Source organism: Mycobacterium pseudoshottsii JCM 15466, from assembly GCF_003584745.1.
GTDB classification, from domain to species: Bacteria; Actinomycetota; Actinomycetes; order Mycobacteriales; family Mycobacteriaceae; genus Mycobacterium; species Mycobacterium marinum.
Window position 1 is genome coordinate 2,685,623 of the sequence record NZ_AP018410.1, and the last position, 17,569, is coordinate 2,703,191.

Annotated in this window: 13 protein-coding genes and 1 pseudogene; 9 read left to right on the top strand and 5 right to left on the bottom strand. The window is 65.5% G+C overall.

Annotated features, from left to right (window positions below):
- Positions 1-5: 5 nt before the first annotated feature.
- The 4 genes and pseudogenes from MPSD_RS12225 to lysX all read right to left on the bottom strand — a co-directional run bounded on the left by MPSD_RS12225 (position 6) and on the right by lysX (position 6,878).
- Positions 6-1,688, bottom strand: a pseudogene (locus MPSD_RS12225) (serine/threonine-protein kinase PknH/PknJ).
- Complete coding sequence (locus tag MPSD_RS12230; RefSeq protein WP_012394188.1) at positions 1,681-1,935, bottom strand: hypothetical protein; 255 nt, start codon at positions 1,933-1,935, stop codon at positions 1,681-1,683. The pseudogene MPSD_RS12225 and the gene MPSD_RS12230 overlap by 8 nt, the downstream one beginning before the upstream one ends.
- A 136-nt stretch (positions 1,936-2,071) precedes the next feature.
- Positions 2,072-3,517, bottom strand: a complete 1,446-nt coding sequence (locus MPSD_RS12235; protein ID WP_020787666.1) for an alpha/beta hydrolase — start codon at positions 3,515-3,517, stop codon at positions 2,072-2,074.
- Positions 3,518-3,560: 43 nt separating this feature from the next.
- A complete protein-coding gene (gene lysX / locus MPSD_RS12240) occupies positions 3,561-6,878 on the bottom strand; it encodes a bifunctional lysylphosphatidylglycerol synthetase/lysine--tRNA ligase LysX (RefSeq protein ID WP_086085310.1) in 3,318 nt (1,105 codons plus the stop codon).
- A gap of 428 nt (positions 6,879-7,306) precedes the next feature.
- Here lysX and infC point away from each other — a divergent pair, with 428 nt between their 5' ends.
- The 4 genes from infC (at position 7,307) to MPSD_RS12260 (ending at position 9,484) form a co-directional block, all read left to right on the top strand.
- Positions 7,307-7,894 (top strand): translation initiation factor IF-3, encoded by a 588-nt coding sequence (gene infC, locus MPSD_RS12245; RefSeq protein WP_084472603.1) that lies wholly within the window; start codon positions 7,307-7,309, stop codon positions 7,892-7,894.
- 30 nt (positions 7,895-7,924) lie between these two features.
- Positions 7,925-8,119 carry a 50S ribosomal protein L35 gene (rpmI, locus tag MPSD_RS12250; RefSeq protein ID WP_011739748.1) on the top strand — a complete coding sequence of 65 codons (195 nt, stop codon included), beginning with the start codon at positions 7,925-7,927 and terminating at the stop codon, positions 8,117-8,119.
- A 70-nt stretch (positions 8,120-8,189) separates the two neighbouring features.
- Positions 8,190-8,579: a 50S ribosomal protein L20 gene (gene rplT, locus MPSD_RS12255; RefSeq protein ID WP_012394192.1), complete on the top strand. Its 390-nt coding sequence runs from the start codon at positions 8,190-8,192 to the stop codon at positions 8,577-8,579.
- A 119-nt stretch (positions 8,580-8,698) separates the two neighbouring features.
- Positions 8,699-9,484 (top strand): TrmH family RNA methyltransferase, encoded by a 786-nt coding sequence (locus MPSD_RS12260; protein WP_036427376.1) that lies wholly within the window; start codon positions 8,699-8,701, stop codon positions 9,482-9,484.
- Between the two features lie 3 nt (positions 9,485-9,487).
- Here the strand turns inward: MPSD_RS12260 and MPSD_RS12265 are convergent, their stop codons facing one another.
- Positions 9,488-10,528: an oxygenase MpaB family protein gene (locus MPSD_RS12265; RefSeq protein WP_086085313.1), complete on the bottom strand. Its 1,041-nt coding sequence runs from the start codon at positions 10,526-10,528 to the stop codon at positions 9,488-9,490.
- 353 nt (positions 10,529-10,881) lie between these two features.
- Between MPSD_RS12265 and MPSD_RS12270 the strand changes: the two genes are divergently transcribed.
- The 5 genes from MPSD_RS12270 to pheT all read left to right on the top strand — a co-directional run bounded on the left by MPSD_RS12270 (position 10,882) and on the right by pheT (position 17,427).
- Entirely contained in the window at positions 10,882-11,823 is a 942-nt protein-coding gene (locus MPSD_RS12270) for a PE family protein (protein WP_086085311.1), read from the top strand.
- Positions 11,824-11,933: 110 nt separating this feature from the next.
- Positions 11,934-12,845: an adenylate/guanylate cyclase domain-containing protein gene (locus tag MPSD_RS12275; RefSeq protein ID WP_197716255.1), complete on the top strand. Its 912-nt coding sequence runs from the start codon at positions 11,934-11,936 to the stop codon at positions 12,843-12,845.
- Between the two features lie 9 nt (positions 12,846-12,854).
- Positions 12,855-13,637 (top strand): rhomboid-like protein, encoded by a 783-nt coding sequence (locus MPSD_RS12280; protein WP_015355968.1) that lies wholly within the window; start codon positions 12,855-12,857, stop codon positions 13,635-13,637.
- 257 nt (positions 13,638-13,894) lie between these two features.
- Positions 13,895-14,938, top strand: a complete 1,044-nt coding sequence (gene pheS, locus MPSD_RS12285; protein ID WP_086085869.1) for a phenylalanine--tRNA ligase subunit alpha — start codon at positions 13,895-13,897, stop codon at positions 14,936-14,938.
- Positions 14,938-17,427, top strand: coding sequence for a phenylalanine--tRNA ligase subunit beta (gene pheT, locus MPSD_RS12290; protein ID WP_086085868.1), 2,490 nt, complete (start codon positions 14,938-14,940; stop codon positions 17,425-17,427). The genes pheS and pheT overlap by 1 nt, the downstream gene beginning before the upstream one ends.
- The last annotated feature ends 142 nt before the right edge of the window (positions 17,428-17,569 follow it).

Consider the following 17,569-nt stretch of genomic DNA (forward strand, 5'->3'; position numbering starts at 1 on the left):
TGTCCTCACGTCGGTACCTTGGCGGCCATGGTGTCGGCGATCTCGCTGGCTTGGTCGGTGACATTGGGCGCGCACACGTTGACGTCCAGGACGATGTTGGACACCGCGCTGAGCACGTGTTGGCAGACCACGACGCTGTCGGCCAAATCGCGCTGCAGCGAGATCTTGGGTGGGGCGCCGCTGACGTCCCGGAAGGTCCATCGGGATGTCTTGCCATTGTTGAGTTGGGTCACGTCTTTCCCGGCGCAGCTGCGCCACTGATCGGCCTGAGTCGCCACAAATCCGACGGCCTGGTCTGCGGATGCGAAGATCACGGCGCCCTGAACCACAACGTATCCGGTTGTGCTGCACGGCTTTTGCATCAGCTGGGCAAGCATGCCGGTGTACCCGCTGCTCTTGTACGTCCGGGTCTGGTAGCCGATGAGTGCGCCAAGGCATTGCTCGGTTGACAGCGAGTTTTCCGGACCGGGATCGGTCATCTCGGTCGCGTTGTGGTCAATGACGATGCCCGTTGTGCCGACAATGGTGTTGATCTGTTCGGGACTGAGCAGAAACGATTCCAATTGCGTGGGCGCCACGGTCGGGCCGGCTGTCGCAGTGGTGCCCGACGGGGCCCCAGCAGTCGTGCTGACGCCACCGGTGGGACCGCTAGCGGGCTCCTTGCGGGCCAAGAAGATGCCGGTGCCGACGACCACGATGACAACAACCAGGACTGCGACCGCCAGGAGCCACGGTGTGCGGGTGCGCCGCGCCGGTGAGGTCCACGGTGGCGGGGCCCACGGCATCGGACCCCTAGGTGGCGCGGCGAGCTGGTGGGTACCGGCGATCAGGGTCGCCGCGCGTTCTTGGTCCCCAGCGCTCAATGCCTGCCGGGCGGCACGCGCCAGCTCACCGGCGGTGGGCTAGCGCAAAGCGGGGTCTTTGGCCATGCCCCGGGCGATCACCTCGTCAAAGGCGGTCGGGATGTCGGGGCGGTGCCGGCTGGGGCGGGGGATCGGCTGCATCAGGTGTGCGCCCATCAGCGTGCTCAGGTTCTGGGTCTGGTAAGGCGGTGTGCCAGTGAGGCATTCGTAGAGCACACAGGCCAGCGCGTAGATGTCCGAACGGTAGGTGACTTCGTCGTCGCCGAATCGTTCTGGCGCCATGTAGCTCCAGCTGCCCACCGCGGTTCCGGTCTTGGTGAGGTGTTGGTCGGTGGCTGCCGCCGCGATCCCGAAGTCGACCAGGTAGGCGAAGTCGTTGCCGGTGATCAGGATGTTTTCGGGTTTGATGTCGCGGTGCACGACTCCGCCCCGGTGCGCGGCATCGAGCGCTTCAGCCACCTGGCTGACGATGGCCACGGCGCGTGGTGCGGGTAGCGCGCCGCGCTTGAGCACCGAACCCAGGTCAGCGCCTTCGATGAAGCGCATGTCGATGAACAGTTGGCCGTCGATCTCACCGAAGTCGTGAATGGGCACGATGTGCGGTTCTTGCAGGCGGCCGGCGGTATGGGCCTCCCGCTGCATGCGACGGCGAAATGTGCTGTCTGAGTTGAACTGTTGGGACATGAGTTTGAGCGCCACGGTGCGGTCTTTGACGGTGTCGTGGGCTTCGTAGACTTCGCCCATCCCGCCGCGGCCGAGCAATCGCCGTAGCCGGTAGGGCCCGAATTGGGTGCCTACCCGCGAGGTGGGGACAGTGTCACTCATGCTCGCGCATCGACTCGCGGATCTGTGCCAACCGCTCAGCCGCGGCCCGCTGGCGTTGCTCGTACTGTTCCTCGACGGTGCGTCCTTCGGATGTCTCCGCGTCGAGTTCCGCCGCGCCCAGCGCCGTCGCGTAGCGGGACTCGATCTTTTCGCGGACCGACTCGAAGGTCGGCGTGCCGGCGTCGTCGTACCCCGGGTCGGGGGGTGCAGACGGCGTCTCGGCGGGAGGCTCTGGTTGGTCGGGCATCCCGCCACGTTACTGCGGGCGGCGATCGAACTAGTGCCGTCTGCTCCACGACCAACGCCGGAACCAACGCCATCAGCACCAGCTGTGGCGATGTTGGGCCGCGGGTTGCTTCAGCCGTTCGAGGGGGACAACGAAATCACCGGCCGGCAGGAACCACCTGAGTCGCCGGAGACGCCGTGCCTGGCAGCGGAATACGAGGCACTCCCGGGGTCCCCAGCTGACCGGCCAGCCACGGCAGCGCCCGGGCGAACACCTGGTCGGCGAAGGGCCAGTCGTGCCGTCCCGGCTGGGGGACCACCGCGCAGTCGATGCCGTTGGCGCGACCCAGTGCGCACAAGGAGTTGGCCGCGGCGGTCTGGTTGCTCGGATTGGCGGCGGCTTCGCGTCCGGCCAGCCGCATCACGGCGGGGTCGGTGATCGCGACGTCACGCGCGGCTCCCGGCCCCGCCGGTACCGAAATGCTGAACCAGCCCGAAATTCCGGTGTACTGCCCATGTCGGTTGATCACCGTTGTCGGGTCGAACGCGGCCCAGGCGTCAGCATTGCCGCCGAAAAGCCTGGTGATGGTTTCCGCCTTGTTTCCCGCGTTTGGGTAAAAGTCGCCCGCAACATCAACAAAGGCGCTGAACAGGGAAGGGTGCATGACGGTCAGATCTACCGCGCAGGTCCCGCCCATCGACCAGCCCACAATGCCCCAGTTTGATGGTTCGGGGCTGACATCAAACGCCGAGATCATATAGGGCACAACATCTTTAGTTAGATGGTCGGCTGCGTTGCCGCGCCGCCCGTTGACGCATTCGGTGTCGTTGTTGAAGGCGCCCCCGGAATCCACGAACACCAGCACCGGTGCATTGCCGTTGTGGGCGAGCGCAAAATCGTCGATCGTGCGCAGGGCGTTACCGGCGCGCGCCCAGTCGGCGGGCGTGTTGAACTGGCCGCCGATCATCATCACCGCCGGCAGCCGCGGCGGCGGATAGCTGGCGAACCAGGCGGGAGGCAGATAGACGAGTTCACCCCGGTGTTTGAAGTGCGACGCGTTGGACGGGATCGCCACCGGAACCATGCTGCCGTGCGCTGGGCGCACTCCCTTGCCGGCCATCGCGACAACCGCGGCCGGGTCCGCCTGATCCGGCAACGGGCCAGAGCTCAGCTGATTCCACGCGGCCTGCACGGTCGGGAAGTAGCCGACCCAGATGTTGAGCCCCAGCGCCGCGCAAAGCGCACAGAGTGGAACTGCGACCAGGGAGGCGGTGCGGCGTCGCCAGCGGGCCCCGCGCCAGCCCACGACCAGCATCGCCGCGGCCACCGCGGTCAACCCGACCCACACCCACAACGCCGCCGGGACGGGCTCATTGGCCAGTGTGCCCAGGTACCAACGGGTTGCCCAGGCCGCTATGGCGCCAAAAATCACGGCCGCGGGTAGTCGCCGCCGAGATCGCCAACCGATGGCAAGCAGCAGCACGATCGCGGTCACGACCTGCACGGTGTCCGGCACCCAACCATGCATCAAAGAGGTGTGAGTACTGGCCAACACGCGCGCCAGGGCAGGCGGCGACGTTGTCACGGTCTCATTGTCAAACATCACCGGCCCCCAACCGCGGGGAATAGCTGTGAGCTGGCTGGGATTAGTGCGGCTTGGCCAGCGGGAACGGGAGCGTTTCACGGATGCTGCGCCCGGTGATCAGCATGACGACCCGGTCGACGCCCATGCCGAGGCCCCCGGTGGGCGGCATCGCGTATTCCATGGCCTGCAGGAAGTCTTCGTCGAGCTGCATCGCTTCGGGATCCCCGCCGGCGGCGAGCAAAGACTGCTCCTCCAAGCGGAGCCGCTGTTCGACGGGGTCGGTGAGCTCGCTGTAGGCGGTACCAAGCTCGACGCCCCAGGCCGCCAGGTCCCAACGTTCGGCGATTCCGGGCTTGCTGCGATGCGGCCGGGTCAGCGGGGACACCGAGGTCGGGAAGTCGAGGTAGAACGTCGGCTGCTCGGTGCGGCTCTCCACCAGGTGTTCGTAGAGCTCCAGCACCACCGCGCCGGCATCCCACTGCGCCCGATAGGGGATGCGTGCGGCGTCGGCCAGCCTGCGCAGGGTGGCCAAGTCGGTATCGGCGTCGATCTGCTCACCGAGGGCCTCTGACACCGCGTCGTGCACGGTCTTGACCGCCCAGACCCCCGAGATGTCCACCGGTTCGAGGCGGCCGCCGCCGGCCGGGCGCATCGCGACGGGTGCACCGTTGGCGGCCTGGGCGGCGTTTTGGATCAGCTCGCGGCAGCTGTCGATCCATACCCGGTAGTCGGCGTGCGCTTGATAGGCCTCCAACAGGGTGAACTCCGGGTTGTGGCTGAAGTCGACGCCCTCATTCCGAAAGGCCCGGCCGAGTTCGAAGACCCGTTCCACCCCGCCGACGCACAGCCGCTTGAGATACAGCTCCGGCGCGATGCGCAAGAACAGGTCCATGGAGTAGGTGTTGATGTGGGTGATGAACGGGCGGGCCGTTGCGCCGCCGTGTACCTGTTGCAGGATGGGTGTCTCGACCTCGATGAACCTCTTGGCGGACAGGGTTTCTCGGACGGAGCGCAGCACCGCGCTGCGGGCCGTGATGAGGGCGCGCGACTCGGCGTTGACAGCGAGGTCTACGTAGCGGGTCCGCACTCGGGCTTCGGGATCGGTCAACCCCTTCCACTTGTTGGGCAAGGGGCGCAGGCACTTACCGATCAGACGCCAGCGGTGCACGATCAGTGATCGCGTTCCGGTCTTGCTCGAACCCATCTGCCCGGTCATCTCGACCAGGTCACCAAGGTCTATGGCCGCGTTGAAATCCGCGGCGCGGCCCTGCTCGAGTCGCGAGTTGTCCAGCAGCACCTGAATCTCGCCGCTCCAGTCGCGCAAGTGCGCGAACAGCACTCCACCGTAGTTGCGTACCCGCAAGATCCGCCCGGATACCGACACGCTCGCCTGGTCGTCGGCGTCCATCGCTTGCGCGACTGTATGAGTGGGCGGTTCGCCCACCGGATAGGCGTCAATGCCGCTGCTGCGCAATTTCTTCAACTTGTTCAGCCGCACCCGGACTTGCTCGGGCAGCCGACGTTGGGGGTCGTAGCCGTCGGCAATTGCCGATTGCCGCAGCCCGCTGACGTCGGGCGCCGATCCGTCATGGTGCAACAAACCGGTGGCCGCCAGCCGTTCGGGGACCGCGGGATGGTGACCGGTGTGCACCTTGTTGCGCCGGCTGAATGGCAATACCAGGAACCCCTCGGCGATCACGGAGGCGACACCCACCTTGGGGATCACCCGCGCGTCCTCATAGCAGGCGTAGCGGGGCACCCATTGCGGCTGATACTTCTGGTTGGATCGGTACAGCGTCTCGATTTGCCACCACCGGGAAAAGAAGACCAGCAGCCAACGCCACAAGCGGGCCACCGGCCCGGCGCCCAATTGGGCGCCTTGCTCGAAAGCCGACCGGAACATCGCGAAGTTCAGCGAGATGCGGCTAATGCCGAGGCCTTCGGCGCGCAGCGCCAGTTCGCTGACCATCAGCTCGATGGTGCCGTTGGGCGATTGCGGAGAACGTCTCATCAGGTCCAGGGAGACCCCGCTGGTACCCCAAGGCACCAGCGACAACATCGCCACTACCAGGTCGTCGGGGTCAAGCGCCTCGACCAACAAGCAGTCGGTGTCGGCCGGGTCGCCGAGGCGGCCGAGCGCCATCGAGAAGCCGCGCTCGGATTCGGTGTCGCGCCAGCCGTCGGCGCGATCGATCGTCTGTTCCATTTCGGCGTCGGAGATATCCCGGTGACGCCGGATGCGCACCGTCAGACCGGCGCGACGTGCCCTGGTCACGGCTTGGCGCACGCCGCGCATGTCGGGGCCGGACAGCGTGAAATCGGCGGGCACCAAGATCGCCTCGTCGCCGAGTTCAAGCGCGTTCAAACCCGCCTCGCGATATGCCTTGGCCCCTTGTGAACTGGCCCCCATCACACCGGGCGACCAACCATAGGTCTGGCACAGCCGTAGCCATGCGTCGATCGCTTGCGGCCACGACCGCGGGTCGCCTACCGGATCGCCACTGGCCAGGCAGACACCGATTTCGACCCGATAGGTGATGGCGGCACGGCCGCTGGAGGCGAATATCACCGACTTGTCGCGACGGGTCGCGAAGTAGCCCAGCGAGTCGCTGTTGCCGTACAGCTCGAGCAACCCCCGGATGGCCGACTCGTCCTCGCCGGTCAACGCGTTGTCGGCACGCTGGGACTGAAACAGCACGATGGTGGCCGCAATTAGGGCGAGAGCGCCGAACAAGCCGAACATGGCGTTGAGGAAGACGTGCGGCCGGCCGGTGAACAGGTCGGGATCGGCCAGGGCGAAGCCGATCACCCGGTTGGCCACGTAGGGCAAACGGTCGTGCGGCGCGAGGGATCCCGGAAACAGCTCGACCAGGCCCCAGGACACCAGGATTCCGATCGCACCACCGGCCACCAGCACCGCGGCCGCCTTGAACAGTGCACCCCTGCGGACCTTGGCCCAGAACTGCCGATATCCCAGCACCAGCACGACGATCGCCACCACGTGTACTGCGAACCCGAGGTTTTCGCCGAAGTTCTGGGCCGCGGTGTTGCCGCCCGCGGCGATGTCGGCGGCGTTGAGGAAAGCCGCCAAGACGACGTTGGTCAGCAGCAGTAGCCAGGCGATCCGTTTACGCGCGGCCAGGGCCGCCGCCAGCAGTGCCAGCACAAAAGACCAGGCGAAGCTGGTGTCGGGAAAATTGAACAGATAACTGTTGATGAATTCTCGGGGAACCTTGATGATCCACCGAACCAGCGGCGAAATGCTGGCCAGCAGTGACAGGGTCGCGATGACCCCGACGGCCCAGCCAGCGGCGGCCGGAACCCAGTCATACCGAGAGATGTGCCTACCCTGCACCGAGCGAGGCTTTGTGACGGTCACAGACCGCGAGGATATTCCTTATGAACCGGAAAATCCCGGCGAAGTGGCAGCCGAGTCCTACCGCCCTGGTGCGCGCGGGTCGGCGGCTGGGTGAGCACATTGTCCGGGTAGAGCGTCGTGGCTGCTAGACTGACGGTCGCGACCATCCCGGCGAAGGCCAGGGACAGTTAAGTGGAGTCCCACTCCCACCGCTAGCCACGAGAACTTTCTCGGTTTTCAAGGTTGTGTGGTCCGGTCACAGGCATCACGAAATTGCCTGTTCTGCGTGTGACGCAGGCGGCTGCAGTAGTCACTACTGGGCCCGCGATCGGTCGGCATTGGGCCCTGCTAGCGCAGGGCTTTTTGCTGATGGCTTGGCATTCCACCGCGTTGATTCCCGCCCGTCCGGGCTCTGACCGCCGTGGAATAAGACCAACCAGGGAGGCCCCATCAGCACTGAGACCCGCGTCAACGAGCGCATTCGCGTACCTGAAGTCCGATTGATCGGCCCAGGAGGGGAGCAGGTAGGCATAGTGCGTATCGAAGACGCACTCCGCGTCGCCGCGGATGCCGACCTCGACCTTGTCGAAGTTGCCCCGAACGCCAGACCACCGGTCTGCAAGATCATGGACTACGGCAAGTACAAGTACGAGGCGGCGCAAAAGGCGCGTGAATCCCGCCGCAACCAGCAGCAGACCGTTGTCAAAGAACAGAAGCTGCGGCCGAAGATCGACGACCATGATTACGAGACCAAAAAGGGCCACGTGATCCGCTTCCTGGAGGCGGGATCGAAGGTCAAGGTCACCATCATGTTCCGCGGGCGCGAGCAGTCCAGGCCGGAGTTGGGCTACCGACTGCTGCAGCGGCTGGGCGCCGATGTCGCCGAGTACGGGTTCGTCGAAACCTCCGCCAAGCAGGACGGGCGCAACATGACGATGGTGCTGGCACCGCACCGCGGCGCAAAGACACGTGCCAGGGCCCGGCATCCTGACGACCCCGTGGCCCATTCGGCCGACGGTGACAACCAACCGAACTAACTCGTTAGCGAATACCAGAACTGAGGAAAAATGCCCAAGGCTAAGACCCACAGCGGGGCCTCGAAGCGCTTCCGGCGTACCGGTACCGGAAAGATTGTCCGGCAGAAGGCCAACCGTCGGCACCTGCTCGAGCACAAGTCGAGCAAGCGAACCCGGCGCCTGGATGGCCGCACCACGGTGGCCGCCAACGACACCAAGCGAGTCAAATCGCTGCTGAATGGCTAACCCGCCGTCTCAAAGACCGGCCGGCGCCAGCACCTGACCAACCACGTCCGAATGAGAGTAGGAACAACCCATGGCACGCGTTAAGCGGGCAGTTAATGCCCACAAGAAGCGGCGCTCAGTCCTAAAAGCCTCGAAAGGCTATCGCGGCCAGCGGTCGCGGCTCTACCGCAAAGCCAAAGAGCAGCAGCTGCATTCACTGAACTACGCCTACCGTGACCGTCGCGCGCGCAAGGGCGAGTTCCGGAAATTGTGGATCTCGCGCATCAATGCGGCCGCGCGTGCCAACGACATCACCTACAACCGGCTGATTCAGGGGCTCAAGGCCGCTGGCGTCGAGGTGGACCGCAAGAACCTGGCTGACATCGCGATCACCGATCCGGCGGCGTTCACCGCGCTGGTCGATGTTGCCCGCGCTGCGTTGCCGGAGGATGTCAACGCCCCCTCCGGAGAGGCTGCTTAACCTGGCGACGATGCGGGCTGTGCCCGGCCCGACGAGGAGCCGGGCACTTTCGTCGCTATCCGGCGACCGCGTATGCCGTGCACGAATCTGAGCGGAGCCGGCCCACCGGCCCCGCTCAGATTCTCACCGAGCGCTCGGCCAGGGTTTCGGCAGCGGCAAAATTGCAGCGCCACGTGGGGCGTCGCCGCACGAGCCGCTTTCTCGCCGAAGGGCCTAACCTCGTCGAGGCCGCGGCGGCGCGCGGGCTGATCCGCGAGCTGTATGTCACCGAGGCCGCCGAGCAACGGCACGAGCCGCTGCTAGCCCGGCAGGATGCGCCGGTCTATGTGGTGACAGAGCGTGCCGCAAAGGCTTTGTCCGACACCGTTACCCCAAGCGGCCTCGTTGCCGTCTGCGAAATGCCGACGACCGGATTGGCGGAGGTACTCAGCGGTGCGCCGCGGCTGGTTGCGGTGGCCGTCGAGATCGGCGAGCCGGGCAACGCGGGCACACTCATCCGCATTGCCGATGCCATGGGGGCCAACGCGGTGGTTCTGGCCGGCAACAGTGTCGATCCCTATAACGGGAAGTGTTTGCGCGCATCGGCCGGCAGCATCTTTGCGATTCCCGTCATCGTCGCGCCTGACACCAGCGCAGCGCTTGGTGCGTTACGTGGGGCCGGTCTACAGGTGCTGGCCAGCGTGCTAGACGGTGAGAAGTCCCTCGACGACATCGACCAACTGCTCGAAGCTCCCACCGCGTGGCTGTTCGGCCCGGAAGCACACGGATTGTCGGCCGAGGTCGCTGCTGCGGCGCATCACCGCGTCCGCATTCCGATGTCTGGGGGAGCGGAGAGCCTCAACGTGGCCGCGGCCGCGGCCATTTGTCTGTATCAGAGCGCCCGGGCATTGAGCAGCGATCGCTGATTCCTAGGCCGCGGTCGTGGTGCGACTCCGACCGCGAGCGGGCCGCAGCCCGGCGATCGAGAGGGTGCTGTGGACCAGCGATCCCGCCCGTTCGAGCAATACCTTGGCCGGGTGGGCGCGTGGCGGGAAGTAATGCATGGGCAGGCCACGGCGATCCGATGGAGGCGCCATGAAACTGGGCGCCTCGACCAGTGGAGCGTCACGTTTGACTCGTCCCTCAGCCCGTCGGTAGGCGGCCAGCGCCCGGGGGTGTAGCCGGATCTCATCGGGCACCGCCAGAAACGCCAGCTCGACGGCCTTGCCGAACAATCGCAACAACACCTCGTCGCCCTGGGTCCAGTGCATGCCCGCCTTCTCACGGACGGCCGGCTCGAATAGGCCGGCGGCAATCCAGCGCTGACCGGCCACCAGCGGTCGGAACAGCTGGTCCCAGATGCCTGTGGGCATGAGTACGAACTTCGGCTTGGGGATGCGCATATTGAAAATGTCGAGGGTGGCCTGATTGATCTCGAGTTCGTCGCGGCCCACCCGCTCCCAGAAATCCTGAAAGTCTTCCCACGTCTCGGGTACCGGGCGCATGCTCATCCCATACATCCGGTACCACTGCACGTGCTCGTCGAACAACTTGCGCTTCTCGGCCTCGGTCAAGCCACCGCAGAAGTATTCGGCCACCTTGACCACCAGCATGAAGAACGTGGCATGTGCCCAGTAGAAGGTTTCCGGATTGAGTGCGTGGTAGCGACGTCCATCGGCGTCCACGCCCTTGATGGTTCGGTGATAACCCTTGATCTGCTGTCCGGTCTGAGCGGCGCGGTCGCCGTCGTAGACCACACCCATGATGGGGTAGACCGACCGGGCCACCCGCTGCAGTGGCTCGCGGAGCAGGATCGAGTGTTCCGTGACGCCAGCGCCCAGCTCGGGATACATGTTTTGGATCGCGCCGATCCACACGCCCATCATCCCGGTGCGCAGGTCGCCGAAGTACTTCCAGGTCAGCGAGTCTGGCCCGAGCGGGTTGGCCGCTGGCGGAGAGGTGGCTGTCATCACGGCCTCCATGCGTTCAATTTGCGCTCACGATAGGCGGTGACAACGCACGTTGTCTACGGTTTCGGCGGATATCCGGCGATGGTGTTACCGAGTGTCCACAGTGGTGTAGCAACGGCGTGATCAGCCTGTTTGTTGTCCAGAAATTCGGTCCCGGCCGCTCCCGTGAGGGCCGCTGACTGGCGGCTGGGGCGGCACCTGAACCGTGGCTGGCCGACATCGCGGGTAGCGGAAATCCGGCCTCGGGGAGAGCTCCCAAGAAATTGTTATAAACAGGACGTTTGCTCGGCTGTACACTAACTTTCGCGGTGTTTAGCTGGTGAATCTTTTGGTCAATCAAGGGAGACAGAGCTATGTCGTTTCTGAACGTGGCGCCCGAAATGGTGGCCGCAGCGGCCGACAATGTGGAAAGCATTGGCTCGGCCCTAACTGCGGCCCAGGCTGCTGCCGCGGCACCGACGATCGAGCTTGTCGCACCCGCGGCCGATGGAGTTTCGATAGCCGTCACCGCTGCATTTGGGTCGGCCGCCGAGGAGTTCCAGGAGCTGGGCGCCCAGGCAGCCGCGTTTCATGAGCAGATCGTCGCCCTGTTGAACACCGCCGCAGCCGCGTATGCCGGCGCCGAAGTCACTGCCAAGCAGGCGTTACTCGGTGTGGTCAATGGGCCAGCCCAGGCGCTACTGGGGCACTCATTGGTTGGGCCGACCGCAGGCGGCTACACCGCCGCCGCGGCCGACGGGACCAGCGGTGGCGTTGTCGGCGCGTTGCTCGGTGACTCACTGTTGGGCGTGCCGTTCAGCGCTCCCTACAGCTTCGATACTCCATTCGGTCCGGTGGCCCGGACGCTGGACGGGACAGCCTCGCCACTGGGAGAAGTCGTCATCGACTCGGGATCGCTCAACGTCCCCCTCCCGCTCCGGCTCGGGGTGAACGCGCTCGGCCCGGCGATCACCACGGCGGCTGCGCTGCAGGCCAGCGGCACGGCATTTTCGGGCGCGGTGCAAAGTGGGGACCTGCTAGGGGCGGCCGGTGCCCTGCTGACAGCTCCCGGCAGCGCGGTGAACGGCTTCCTGTTCGGCCAAACCGCAATATCGCAGATGGTTCCCGCGCCGGACGGGTCTGGATACACGTCGGTGGATGTCAGTGTCCCGGTTGGGGGTCTGCTGGCTCCCACCAGCGTCGCTACGCTCACGTTGACACCGACTAGTGGTGCGCCGACCGCCATTCTCTTGGACGGAAGCAAGTTTGGTGGCCTGATCACGGGCCTCTTGGATGACTTCGTGCCCGGTTTCTAGACGTGTCCAACGCCTCAGATCCACGGTGATCTGGGCGTTTGTTCGGAGGGTGTGACACACCCGCTTGGCCGTCGTTGCCTGGGTCAGCCACCACCACCTACCCTTGCGAGGTGGAAGTCGGCGCTGACAACGGGGATCCCGGCGTGCCCGATGAGACGGCGATCACGCTGGCTGCGACTGCCCCGCGTCGACGCTCTCCGGTCGAGTGGCTGAGATCCACGAACCACAGTCCTGGTGTGGTGGCTTTCGTCCGACGAGCGCGGCGATTATTGCCCGGCGATCCTGAGTTCGGTGATCCGCTATCCACCGCCGGTGACGGCGGTCCCCGTGCCGCGGCGCGGGCCGCCGACCGGCTGCTGGGGGATCGCGATGCCGCATCGCGGGAGGTCAGCCTGAGTGTGCTTCAGGTGTGGCAGGCGTTCACCGAGGCGGTTTCGCGCCGGCCGGCGAATGCGGAGGTGACGCTGGTCTTCACCGATTTGGTGGGTTTCTCGACGTGGTCGCTGCAAGCCGGCGACGACGCGGCCCTGAAATTGCTGCGGCAGGTGGCGCGGGCCGTCGAGCCGCCGTTATTGGATGCCGGTGGACATATCGTCAAGCGCTTGGGTGACGGGATCATGGCGGTGTTCCGCAACCCCACCGTCGCGGTGCGTGCCGTCCTGATTGCTCAAGATGCCGTGAAAGCTGTTGAAGTGGAGGGCTATACGCCGCGAATGCGAGTCGGTATCCACACCGGCCGACCGCAGCGGCTGGCGGCTGACTGGCTCGGAGTCGACGTCAACATCGCAGCTCGGGTGATGGAACGCGCTACCAAGGGCGGCGTCATGATCTCGAGCCCCACCCTGGACTTGATCCCACAAAGCGAGTTGGATGCCATGCGCGTCGTCGCCAAGCGGGCACGCAGGCCGATGTTTGCCGGCAAGCTAACCGGGATTCCGCCGGACTTGGCGATTTATCGCCTCACCACTCGTAAAGACCTGGCAACTATTGGTGACACCGCGGACACAGATTTGCAGGCATAGTAGAAGGCAATGACTTACGCGATTCAGTGGATTTTCGCCATCGTGTGCCGGCTCGCGCGGGTCCGCTTCACGGTCAGCTACCTAGCGGCGCTCGCCTCGGTGAGCATCGCAATGCTGATGCTTGGTCCGCAGGCTCACGAGCGAGTGATTCGCCATGCCAGCACCAACCTGCACAATCTGGCGCATGGCCGCTTGGCAACCCTGTGGAACAGCGCCTTCGTCATCGACGAGGGTCCGCTCTACTTCTGGCTCCCGTGCCTGGCCTGTCTGCTCGCCCTTGCCGAGCTCCACTTGCGCACCGCGCGGCTTACCGTCGCGTTTTTCGTCGGCCATCTAGGGGCGACGCTACTAGTAGCGGCGACGCTTGCCGGTGCGGTCGAGTTCGGTTGGTTGCCCGTTTCGATCGCCCACGTCAGCGACGTCGGTATGAGCTACGGCGCGCTGGCGGTGTTGGGGGCGCTTACCGCGGCAATTTCGCGACGGTGGCGGCCGGCGTGGATTGGCTGGTGGGTTGCCCTGGGCTTGGCGGCTGCGGTCGCCGGCGGCGATTTCACCGACTCGGGTCATGCCGTTTCGTTGTTGCTGGGCATGCTGGTGACCGCGCGCTTCAGGCACCCGATTCGCTGGACTCCCGCGCGCTACGCGTTACTGATGGTCTCGTCGGGGTTCGGTTTCCTGCTATTGGCACATACCCGCTGGACATCGGCGAGTGGGGTGGCGCTGGGGGCGGTGGGTGCGTTGGTCGCATACGGCTTGGCGCGCTGGACAACGATGCGGGTCGCGTCGGCTTAGGCGCAGCGCCGACCGGTAGTGAATGTCTGGGTACAGTGGGGTTCGCTGAAGCGAACCGATCATGACTTATGATCGGCATCTGCGTCGTACCCGTGCCGTGACCCCACCCCGCGATGACGTGGGTCCTTTGAGGACCCACTTGTTGGACGGGGGACGGACTGAGGTGGGTGGCCCCCTGCGGGGTACAAGCACCACTCCCGTGCGGGGGGAAGCCAGGCAGCTATACCCAACCTCGTCAGCAAGGAGAGTGTCGCCGCGTGGGTGATCAACCCGTCGACCTTTCGCCGCAAGGATTGACGAACGTAGTCAAACTTGCCCATCAGGCCTTTGCTTCGGCCGACAACCTGGAGGCATTGGCACGCGCCAAGACCGAGCACCTCGGCGACCGCTCGCCGCTGGCGCTGGCCCGCCAATCCTTGGGCACGCTTCCCAAAGAACAGCGCGCGGACGCCGGTAAGGCGGTGAACCTCGCTCGCGGTGACGCGCAGTGCAGCTATGACGAACGGTTGGCGGTCCTGCGGGCCGAACGTGACGCGGCCGTGTTGGTGGCCGAGCGCATTGACGTCACATTGCCGTCGACCCGGCAGCCGACCGGCGCGCGGCACCCGATCACGATATTGGCCGAGCACATCGCCGACACCTTCATCGCGATGGGATGGGAGCTGGCGGAAGGGCCGGAGGTCGAGACCGAGCAGTTCAACTTCGATGCTCTGAACTTTCCGCCTGATCACCCCGCGCGCAGCGAACAAGACACCTTCTACATCGCGCCGGAGGATTCTCGGCAGTTGCTGCGGACCCATACCTCGCCGGTGCAGGTACGGACCTTGCTGGAGCGCGAGTTGCCGGTCTACATCATTTCAATCGGCCGGACATTCCGAACCGACGAGCTCGATGCCACCCACACGCCGGTGTTCCATCAGGTAGAGGGTCTTGCCGTGGACCGTGGGCTGACCATGGCGCACCTACGCGGAACGCTGGATGCCTTTGCCCGCTCGGAATTCGGGCCACTGGCGCGCACCCGAATTCGGCCGCACTTTTTCCCATTCACCGAACCCTCCGCCGAGGTCGATGTATGGTTTGCCAACAAGAAGGGCGGAGCTGACTGGGTGGAATGGGGCGGCTGCGGAATGGTGCATCCAAACGTGTTGCGGGCCGCGGGAATTGATCCAGAAGTGTATTCAGGATTTGCATTCGGTATGGGTCTTGAGCGAACGCTGCAGTTCCGCAATGGAATTCCAGACATGAGGGACATGGTTGAAGGCGACGTCCGGTTCTCGTTGCCGTTCGGGGTTGGTGCCTGATGCGTGTCCCTTATAGCTGGCTGCGTGAGGTTGTTGCGGCCGGTGCGCCGGGGTGGGATGTCTCGCCGGAGGAGCTCGAGCAGGCGCTGGTGCGCATCGGCCACGAAGTCGAAGCGGTGACTCCGGTGGGACCTGTGACCGGGCCGTTGACCGTTGGCCGCGTGATCGAGATTGAAGAGCTCTCCGGGTTCAAGAAGCCGATCCGTGCCTGTAGTGTCGACTTCGGTGAGGGCGAGGGCCGCGAGATTGTTTGTGGCGCAACCAACTTTGCGGTTGGTGACCTGGTCGTAGGGGCCCTGCCCGGCACCATCTTGCCCAGTGGATTCGAGATCGTCGTCCGCAAGACCTATGGCCGCAAATCAAAGGGGATGATGTGCTCGGCGGCCGAACTCGGTCTGGGGGCTGAGCATTCCGGGATCCTGGTGTTGCCGCCCGGAACCGCCCAGCCTGGGGCAGCGGCCGCCGACATCCTGGGTTTTGATGACGTGGTCTTCCATCTGGCCATCACCCCCGACCGTGGTTATTGCATGTCGATCCGCGGTTTGGCCCGTGAGATCGCGTGCGCATTCGACCTGGACTTTGTCGATCCCGCCGATGTCGCACCGTTACCGGCCGAGGGCGAAGCATGGCCGTTGAACGTGCACCCCGAGACCGGCGTGCGCCGGTTTGCGCTGCGTCCCGTCACCGGCATCGACCCGGGTGCTGTGTCGCCATGGTGGCTGCAACGCCGGCTGTTGATGTGCGGTATGCGCGTGACCTCGCCGGCAGTGGATGTGACCAACTACGTGATGCTGGAACTGGGTCACCCGATGCATGCGCACGACCGCAACCGGATCAGCGGGGCGTTCAGTGTGCGCTTTGCCTGGCCCGGGGAAACCGTGGTCACTCTCGACGATGTGGAACGCCGGCTCGATCCCACCGACGTGCTGATCGTCGACGAGGTCGCGACCACCGCGATCGGGGGCGTCATGGGCGCGGCCAGCACCGAGGTGCGCGGCGATTCCACCGATGTGCTGCTCGAGGCGGCGATATGGGACGCCGCCGCGGTATCACGCACGCAGCGGCGACTGCACTTGCCCAGTGAGGCGGCGCGCCGGTACGAACGGTCGGTTGACCCCGCAGTTTCGGTGGCCGCTCTGGATCGCTGTGCGGCGCTGCTCGCCGACATCGCCGGGGGAGCGGTGTCGCCGACGCTGACTGACTGGCGGGGTGACCCGCCGCGCGGTGACTGGTCGCCACCACCGATCCGGATCGACGCTGACCTGCCGGATCGGTTTGCGGGAGTGGTCTACGGCCCGGGCACAACAGCCCGGCGGCTGGCCCAGATCGGTGCTGAGGTGCTTGTCGATGACCAGGCGGCGTTGACCGTGACACCGCCAAGTTGGCGACCGGACCTTCAGCAGCCCGCTGACCTCGTTGAGGAAGTGATGCGGTTGGAGGGGCTCGAGGCTATTCCCTCGGTGCTGCCCTCCGCGCCAGCGGGTCGCGGGCTGACCGCTGGCCAGCGGCGCCGCCGCGCGATCGGAAAGTCGCTGGCACTGTCCGGATTCACCGAGATCCTGCCGACGCCTTTTCTGCCCGCCGGCGTATTTGACCTGTGGGGGCTGGCCGCCGACGATCCGCGACGGGCGACGACAAATGTTGTCAATCCATTGGAAGCCGACCGTCCCCAGCTGGCCACGACATTGCTTCCCGCGCTGCTTGAGGCACTGGGGCGCAACGTCTCCCGGGGTCTGGCAGATGTCGCGCTCTACGCCGTGGCGCAGGTGGTCCAGCCAACTGATCAGACTCGCGGCATCGAGCTAATTCCCGTGCACCGCCGGCCCACCGACGGGGAGATTGCCGCGCTGGATGCGTCCCTGCCCCGCCAACCACAGCACGTCGCTGCGGTGCTGACTGGCCTACGTGAACCGCGGGGACCGTGGGGCCCGGGTCGCGCCGTCGAGGCCGCCGACGCCTTCGAAGCGGTGCGTATCATCGCGCGCGCCAGCGCCGTCGACGTGATGCTGCGGGCCACTCAACACCTGCCGTGGCATCCGGGGCGATGCGCGGAGGTGCTCGTCGGTGAAGCCGTCGTCGGTCACGCCGGCCAGCTGCATCCCGCGGTGATCGAACGGGCCGGCCTGCCGAAGGGCACCTGCGCGCTCGAGCTAAATCTCGACGCGATACCCATTGTCGAAACGCTGCCAGCACCGCGGGTTTCACCCTTTCCCGCGGTGTTCCAGGATCTCAGCCTGGTGGTGGCCGCCGACGTCTCGGCACAGATGGTCGCCGATGCCGTCCGAGACGGTGCCGGAGATCTGCTGGAGGATCTGCAGCTGTTCGACGTCTTTACCGGCCCGCAAATCGGGGACGACCGAAAATCGTTGACCTTCGCGCTGCGGTTCCGCGCACCGGATCGCACGCTGACCGAAGACGACGCGAGCGCGGCACGCGACGCCGCGGTGCAATGCGCTGCCCAGCGAGTCGGCGCCGTGTTGCGCAGCTGAACGATTGACCAGGCGTCGGGTGACCCGGCCACATCCACCCGAGCCGGGGGCACTTTCGTGCCGATTCGCCACGGCCCCCGCACCGGTGCCTTCTGATTCCGCACGCTCCTGTCCGGTTCCGTAGTGAATGCTGTCAGTTCGC

Coding starts and splice junctions, on each gene's coding strand:
- MPSD_RS12270 (WP_086085311.1), top strand. CDS start 10,882: ATGTCGTTTCTGAACGTGGCGCCCGAAATGGTGGCCGCAGCGGCCGAC.
- MPSD_RS12230 (WP_012394188.1), bottom strand. CDS start 1,935: ATGCCCGACCAACCAGAGCCTCCCGCCGAGACGCCGTCTGCACCCCCC.
- MPSD_RS12235 (WP_020787666.1), bottom strand. CDS start 3,517: ATGTTTGACAATGAGACCGTGACAACGTCGCCGCCTGCCCTGGCGCGC.
- pheT (WP_086085868.1), top strand. CDS start 14,938: ATGCGTGTCCCTTATAGCTGGCTGCGTGAGGTTGTTGCGGCCGGTGCG.
- rpmI (WP_011739748.1), top strand. CDS start 7,925: ATGCCCAAGGCTAAGACCCACAGCGGGGCCTCGAAGCGCTTCCGGCGT.
- MPSD_RS12280 (WP_015355968.1), top strand. CDS start 12,855: ATGACTTACGCGATTCAGTGGATTTTCGCCATCGTGTGCCGGCTCGCG.
- MPSD_RS12265 (WP_086085313.1), bottom strand. CDS start 10,528: ATGACAGCCACCTCTCCGCCAGCGGCCAACCCGCTCGGGCCAGACTCG.
- rplT (WP_012394192.1), top strand. CDS start 8,190: ATGGCACGCGTTAAGCGGGCAGTTAATGCCCACAAGAAGCGGCGCTCA.